This is a genomic window from Nocardioides sp. (assembly GCF_044226305.1).
Taxonomy (GTDB): Bacteria; Actinomycetota; Actinomycetes; order Propionibacteriales; family Nocardioidaceae; genus Nocardioides.
This window is the reverse complement of sequence record NZ_JBGAHF010000025.1, coordinates 40,724-46,916: the sequence shown is the minus strand read 5'-3', so window position 1 is coordinate 46,916 and position 6,193 is coordinate 40,724. Positions and strand designations below refer to the sequence as shown.

5 protein-coding genes are annotated in these 6,193 nt (G+C 72.1%); 2 read left to right on the top strand and 3 right to left on the bottom strand.

Annotation, left to right across the window (positions count from 1 at the left end):
- Window positions 1-130 precede the first annotated feature (130 nt).
- From ACILQ5_RS19695 to ACILQ5_RS19685, 3 genes are read right to left on the bottom strand one after another with little or no spacing between them, the layout of a single operon-like run.
- Window positions 131-1,159, bottom strand: coding sequence for a 6-phosphofructokinase (locus tag ACILQ5_RS19695; protein ID WP_395659727.1), 1,029 nt, complete (start codon window positions 1,157-1,159; stop codon window positions 131-133).
- Between the two features lie 53 nt (window positions 1,160-1,212).
- Window positions 1,213-2,424 carry a pyrophosphate--fructose-6-phosphate 1-phosphotransferase gene (locus ACILQ5_RS19690; protein ID WP_395659726.1) on the bottom strand — a complete coding sequence of 404 codons (1,212 nt, stop codon included), beginning with the start codon at window positions 2,422-2,424 and terminating at the stop codon, window positions 1,213-1,215.
- 38 nt (window positions 2,425-2,462) lie between these two features.
- Entirely contained in the window at window positions 2,463-3,710 is a 1,248-nt protein-coding gene (locus ACILQ5_RS19685; protein WP_395659725.1) for an MFS transporter, read from the bottom strand.
- Between the two features lie 61 nt (window positions 3,711-3,771).
- On the opposite strand from ACILQ5_RS19685, the gene ACILQ5_RS19680 reads away from it, so the two are divergent.
- Both ACILQ5_RS19680 and ACILQ5_RS19675 read left to right on the top strand, forming a co-directional pair.
- Entirely contained in the window at window positions 3,772-4,593 is an 822-nt protein-coding gene (locus ACILQ5_RS19680; RefSeq protein ID WP_395659724.1) for a DUF1028 domain-containing protein, read from the top strand.
- Window positions 4,590-6,056, top strand: coding sequence for an FGGY family carbohydrate kinase (locus ACILQ5_RS19675; RefSeq protein WP_395659723.1), 1,467 nt, complete (start codon window positions 4,590-4,592; stop codon window positions 6,054-6,056). The genes ACILQ5_RS19680 and ACILQ5_RS19675 overlap by 4 nt, the downstream gene beginning before the upstream one ends.
- Window positions 6,057-6,193: the final 137 nt, after the last annotated feature.

Sequence of the window (6,193 nt, the reverse complement as noted above, 5' to 3'; positions counted from 1 at the left end):
GCATCGACCGCGCGTCGACAACGACACGCTGCGACAGGCACCACCGCGACGCCAGGCCAAGAGAGGCGCCGCCGACACACCCAGTGCCGACGGCGCCTCACCCTGCCCCTTGACACACCGGGGGTACATATCAGCCGAAGAAGACCTGTGCCTCGCCGTACTCCTTCGGGCCGACCAGCTTGAGCTCACCGGTGCCCTCGATGAGCGGCACCCGGACGATGTCGGTGCCGCGCAGGGCCATCATCGTGCCGAAGTCGCCGTCGGCGACGGCGTCGATCGCCTGGAGCCCGAAGCGGGTCGCGAGCCAGCGGTCGAACGCCGTGGGCGTGCCGCCGCGCTGGATGTGGCCGAGGACGACCGCGCGGGCCTCCTTGCCGGTGCGCTTCTCGATCTCCTGGGCGAGCCGGTCGCCGATGCCGCCGAGGCGGACGTGGCCGAACTCGTCGACCTCGCCGGAGACCAGGGTCATGCTGCCGCCCTCGCGCGGGACCGCACCCTCGGAGACGACGAGGATCGGCGCGTAGTGCGACTCGAAGCGGCTCTCGACCAGGGCGCAGACCTCGTCGATGTCGAAGGGCTGCTCGGGGATCAGCACGATGTTGGCGCCGCCGGCGATGCCGGAGTGCAGCGCGATCCAGCCGGCGTGCCGGCCCATGACCTCGACGACGAGCACCCGGTGGTGGGACTCGGCGGTGGTGTGCAGCCGGTCGATCGCCTCGGTCGCGATGTTGACGGCGGTGTCGAAGCCGAACGTGAAGTCGGTGCCCGACAGGTCGTTGTCGATCGTCTTCGGGACGCCGACCACGTGCACGCCGAGGTCGGCGAGCTTGGTCGCCACGCCGAGCGTGTCCTCGCCACCGATCGCCACCAGGGCGTCGACGCCGTCGTTGGCGAGGTTCTCCTTGATCCGCTCCACCCCGTGGTCGAGCTTGAAGGGGTTGGTCCGCGACGACCCCAGGATGGTGCCGCCGCGCGGCAGGATGCCGCGGCACTGGGCGATGCCCAGCTCCATCGTCACGCCCTCGAGCGGACCGCGCCAGCCGTCGCGGTAGCCGACGAACTCGAAGCCGTGCTCCTTGACCCCCTTGCGGACGACCGCTCGGATGACGGCGTTCAGTCCGGGGCAGTCCCCGCCTCCGGTGAGCACTCCGACGCGCATGGCGGCTCCTGGTGTCGAGGGATCGTCCGGACCGACTCTAGTGGGTCACCCGGCTACTGGGTCCCGAGCGGCTGGCCGATGTCCTGCAGCATCTCGCGGAACCACGGCTGCGACGTGTCGAAAGCCTTGCCGCCCTTGATGCGGGGGAACTCGATGACGCGCAGGACGCCGTCGGCGTCCTCGTCGTGCCCGACGACACCGCTCTCGCCGCGCAGCGCGGCCTCCGCGGCGAGGTCGGCACAGGCCCGGATCAGGGCGAGGTCGTCGTCGTTGGCCGGGGCGGAGCGGGAGAAGTAGCCGCTCTTCTGCACCATGGTCTTCTCCGCGCCGATCATCCCGGCGAACTGCTTGGCGAACCACGAGCCGGGGTTGACGGAGTCGAGCTTCACGTGGCCGAACGCGTCCCGCTTCGGCTCCTCGCCCCGCGAGAGCATCTCCTCCACGATCGTGGAGACGCCGGCGCCCTCGGAGAGGAACAGGTTGACGCAGCCGGTCTCGTCCATGACCGTCCGGAGTCGTTCGGCCTCGGCGACGATGTCGAGGTCGAGCTCGGGGAGGTAGACGCCGTGGAGGTCCCACGTCCGGCGGTCGTTGCCCGCGAAGCCCGAGAACTCCTGGCCGTCCAGCCACTCCCGGTACTTCGCCGCGGTGGCGGCCGTCAGCCAGCCGCAGTTGCGCCCCATGACCTCGTGGACGATGAGCATCCGCGGGTTGGAGGAGTGCTCGGCGACGATGTTGCGCGCGAACGCGGCGCCCTGCTCGGCGGCCGTCCACGCGCCGAGCGACTGGCGGATCGGGACGACGTCGTTGTCGATCGTCTTGGGCAGTCCCACGACCGTCAGCTCGTAGCCGTTCTCGTGGAGGTACGCCGCCAGGTCGGCCGCCGTCGTGTTCGTGTCGTCCCCGCCGATGGTGTGGAGCACGTCGACGCCGTCCCGAGTCAGCTGCTCGGCCGCGACGTGCAGCGGGTCCTGACCCGGGGCCACCAGCCCGCGCTTGACGCAGTCCTTGACGTTGGTGAGCTTCACCCGGCTGTTGCCGATCGGGCTGCCACCGAACTCGTGGAGCAGGTGGGCGCGCTCACGGTCCTCGGGCGAGACGGTGACGTAGCGGCCGCCGAGGAGGCCGGCGTAGCCGTCGAGGTAGCCGATGATCTCGATCTCCGGTTCGAGCTCGGTGTAGCGCTCGATCAGGGCGCCGACGGCGGAGGACAGGCAAGGTGCCAGGCCCCCGGCGGTCAGCAGGGCGATGCGACGAACGGTCATGATCGGCTCTTCTCGGAACGGTTTATGTCTTTCCGAGACTAAAGTACCGCGACCGTGGCCCGGTTGGCGATGCGTTGGGCCGCGTGAGGGAGGACACGGCCGAGGCGGCTCGCCAGGGCCGCACCGCCCAGGGCCAGCGCGGTGACCGCCAGCCACAGGGCGCCGCCGCCGCCCTCGAGCAGCCACGCGAACGCGAGCGGGGCGACCGTGCTGGCCAGGTTCCACGCCAGCTGGATGAGCGAGAGGTAGCGGCCGCGCAGCGCCTCGGGGGCCGCCTCCGCGGACAGCGCGCCGAGCACCGGCCCGCCGAGGAGCTCACCGAAGGTGTAGACGACCGAGCCGACCAGCAGCACGACCGTGGCGAGCCCGACCGAGAGCGCGCTCGCGCCCAGCATCACGATGAACGAGGCCGCGAAGACCAGGTTCGTGAGGACCAGCACCCGCCACCGGCGGTGGCCGGTGAGACCGCGGACCACCAGCCCCTGACCGAACCCGACCATCACGGTGTTGATCGTGAACACCGCACCGGTCACCCAGCCCGGCAGCCCGAGCACGGTGACCGCGTAGATCGGCAGCGCGAAGTTCAGCACCATCATCGCCGTCGAGTAGGCCAGCTGGGTCACCCACAGCAGCCGGTACGGACGGTCCCGCAGCACGGTTCCCCACCCGCCCTCCGGCGAGCGGTGCCCGGCGCTCGGCGTCGGCGGCACCGCCAGCAGCAGGAGGAACGCGACGCCGTACGAGACCGCGTTCGCCAGCACCACGGCGAGGTACGCCGTGTCGGTGCCGATCGTGATCGCGACACCCGAGAGCAGGCCCCCGAGGGCGAAGCCGACGTTGCGCAAGGCACCGAGGAAGCCGAACCACTTCTCGCGCTCCCCCGGCTGCGAGATCGCGGCCACGATGTTGCCGTAGGAGCCCCAGAACGCCGTCCGGCCGATCGCCACGACGACCGTCCAGAGGGTGACCCCGACGAACGAGTCGGTGCCGAGGTAGGCGAGGAAGCCGACCATCTGGAGGGCGTTGCCGGCGAGGAGCACCCGCTTGGCGCCGTACCGGTCGACCATCCCGCCGAGCAGCGGCCCGGCCGGCAGCGCGAGGGCGGAGGCGATCGAGATGGCGGCGCCGACCTGGACCAGGGTCAGGTCCGTGGTGACGAGGAAGAAGAGCATCGAGACCGGCATGAACACGCCGCTGCCGACGGCGTCGATCGCGATGGCGGCGACGAAGCGGCGGTGGCGTCCGACCGAGGGGAAGCCGAGGCGGTCGGTGAGGTGGTCGAGCACGGGCCCCATCCTCTGACTTCAACCGCACTTGAGGGCAACCGGATGTCGCTAGGGTCGGGCCATGACCTTCTCCATCGTGGCCCGTTCCGCCGACGGCCGCTCCTGGGGCGTCGCCGTCGCCTCCAAGTTCCTGGCCGTCGGGTCCGCCGTGCCCGCCGCCGTCGCGGGCGTCGGCGCGATCGCGACCCAGGCGGACGCGAACGTGGCCTACAAGGGGCAGGCGCTCGCCCACCTCGACGACGGCGCGACCGCGTCGGTGGCGCTGATGCGGCTCCTCGAGGACGACGACGGGCGCGACCACCGCCAGGTCGGCATCGTCGACGTGGACGGCGGCTCGGCCAGCCACACCGGCCCTGCCTGCCTGGACTGGGCGGGCAGCGTCCTGGGCGACGGCTACGCGATCCAGGGCAACATCCTCACCGGTGAGGAGGTCGTCGACGCGATGGAGGCCGCCTGGCTCGCCTCGCCCGAGGACGCACCGCTGGCCCGCCGGCTGCTCGCGGCGCTGACCGCCGGCGACGAGGCCGGCGGCGACTCGCGTGGCCGGCAGTCGGCCGCGCTGCTCGTGGTGGAGGACGGCGCCGGCTACGGCGGCCTCGACGACATCGCCGTCGACCTGCGCGTCGACGACGCCGAGGCGCCGATCGCGGAGCTGAGCCGCCTGCTCGACCTCAACGACCTCTACCTGACCGCGTCCACCGAGGACGAGAAGGTCCCGATCACCCCCGAGCTCGAGGCCGAGCTCGAGGAGCTCGCCCGGGCGGCCGGCGCCGAGGACTTCGCGGCGTGGGTCGGCACGGAGAACTACGAGATGCGGGTCGCCGCCGACGGGTCGTGGATCGACCGCCGGATCCTCGAGATCATCCGGGGCACGAGCGCATGAGCGTCCTCGCCATCGACGCGGGCACGACCGGCGTCACCGCGCTCGTCGTCGAGCGGGACGGCACGATCGCGGTCAAGGGCTACCAGGAGTTCGCGCAGCACTTCCCCAGGCCGGGCTGGGTGGAGCACGCCCCCGAGGAGATCTGGCAGGCCACGCTCGAGGCCACCCGGCAGGCGCTCAAGGCGTACGACGGCGATCGGCTCGAGGCGGTCGGCATCACCAACCAGCGCGAGACCGTCATGGTCTGGGACCGCGAGACCCTCGCGGCGCCCCGGCGGGCGATCGTGTGGCAGGACCGGCGCACCGCCGACCTCTGCACCCGGCTGCGCGACGAGGGGCACGAGGCCCGGGTCCGCGAGATGACCGGCCTGCGCCTCGACCCCTACTTCTCCGGCACCAAGCTGATGTGGCTGCGCGAGAACGAGCCGCACACCTGGGCGCTGGTCGAGTCCGGGCGCTACGCCGTCGGCACCGTCGACTCCTACCTGATCGCCCGGATGAGCCGGGGGACCTACCACGTCACCGACGTCTCCAACGCCTGCCGGACGCTGCTCCTCGACCTGGAGGCCGGCGACTGGTCCGACGAGCTGTGCGGGCTCTTCGGCGTGCCCCGCGACGCCCTGCCCGAGCTGGTCCCCAACTGGGGCGAGATCGCGGTGACCGACCCGGCGTCGTACCTCGGTCTCTCGCTGCCGATCGCCGGCGTGGCCGGCGACCAGCAGTCCGCGCTGTTCGGGCAGACCTGCTTCGACGAGGGCGACTCCAAGTGCACCTACGGCACCGGTTCGTTCGTGCTCACGAACACCGGCTCGACGGTCCAGCGCTCCGACTCGCTGCTCGCGACCGCGGCCTGGCGCGCGCCGGACGGCGGGATCACCTACGCCAGCGAGGGCTCGATCTTCGTGACCGGGGCGGCAGTGCAGTGGCTGCGCGACGGCATCCAGATCGTCGGCTCCGCCTCGGAGTCACAGGCGGTGGCGAGCACGGTCGAGGACACCGAGGGCGTGGTCTTCGTCCCGGCCCTCACCGGGCTCGGCGCCCCCGACTGGGACCCGCACGCGCGCGGCATGATCATCGGCCTCACCCGCGGGACCACCCGCGCCCACATCGTCCGGGCGACCCTGGAGGCGATCGCCTACGAGGTGCGCGACGTCCTCGACGTGATGCCCGCGGTGTCCTCGCTCCGCGTCGACGGCGGGGCGGCTGCCAACGACCTGCTCTGCCAGATCCAGGCCGACCAGCTCGGCGTCCCCGTCGAGCGGCCGACCGTCGTGGAGACGACCGGGCTCGGCGCGGCCTTCCTCGCCGGCCTCGGGACCGGCGTGTGGGGCTCGACCGACGACCTGCGCCACACCTGGCGCCTCGACCACCGCTTCGAGCCCGGCGCCGACCGGGCTGCGGCCGACGCCGGCCACGCGCGGTGGCGCGACGCGGTCGAGCGGTCGAAGGGCTGGGCGACCTAGCCGACCCGCGGCTCCGGGACGTCATACGACCTGGTCGCCCGGGCAGCCGCGCCGTATGACGTGCGGCCCGCGGCCCCCCGGACGTCATACGACCTGGTCGCCCGGACGACCGGCACGTATGACGTCCGACCAGCCCC

What these genes read in the sequence shown, in the direction of transcription:
- ACILQ5_RS19680 (WP_395659724.1), top strand. Translation starts at nt 3,772, where the DNA reads ATGACCTTCTCCATCGTGGCCCGTTCCGCCGACGGCCGCTCCTGGGGC.
- ACILQ5_RS19690 (WP_395659726.1), bottom strand. Translation starts at nt 2,424, where the DNA reads ATGACCGTTCGTCGCATCGCCCTGCTGACCGCCGGGGGCCTGGCACCT.
- ACILQ5_RS19675 (WP_395659723.1), top strand. Translation starts at nt 4,590, where the DNA reads ATGAGCGTCCTCGCCATCGACGCGGGCACGACCGGCGTCACCGCGCTC.
- ACILQ5_RS19695 (WP_395659727.1), bottom strand. Translation starts at nt 1,159, where the DNA reads ATGCGCGTCGGAGTGCTCACCGGAGGCGGGGACTGCCCCGGACTGAAC.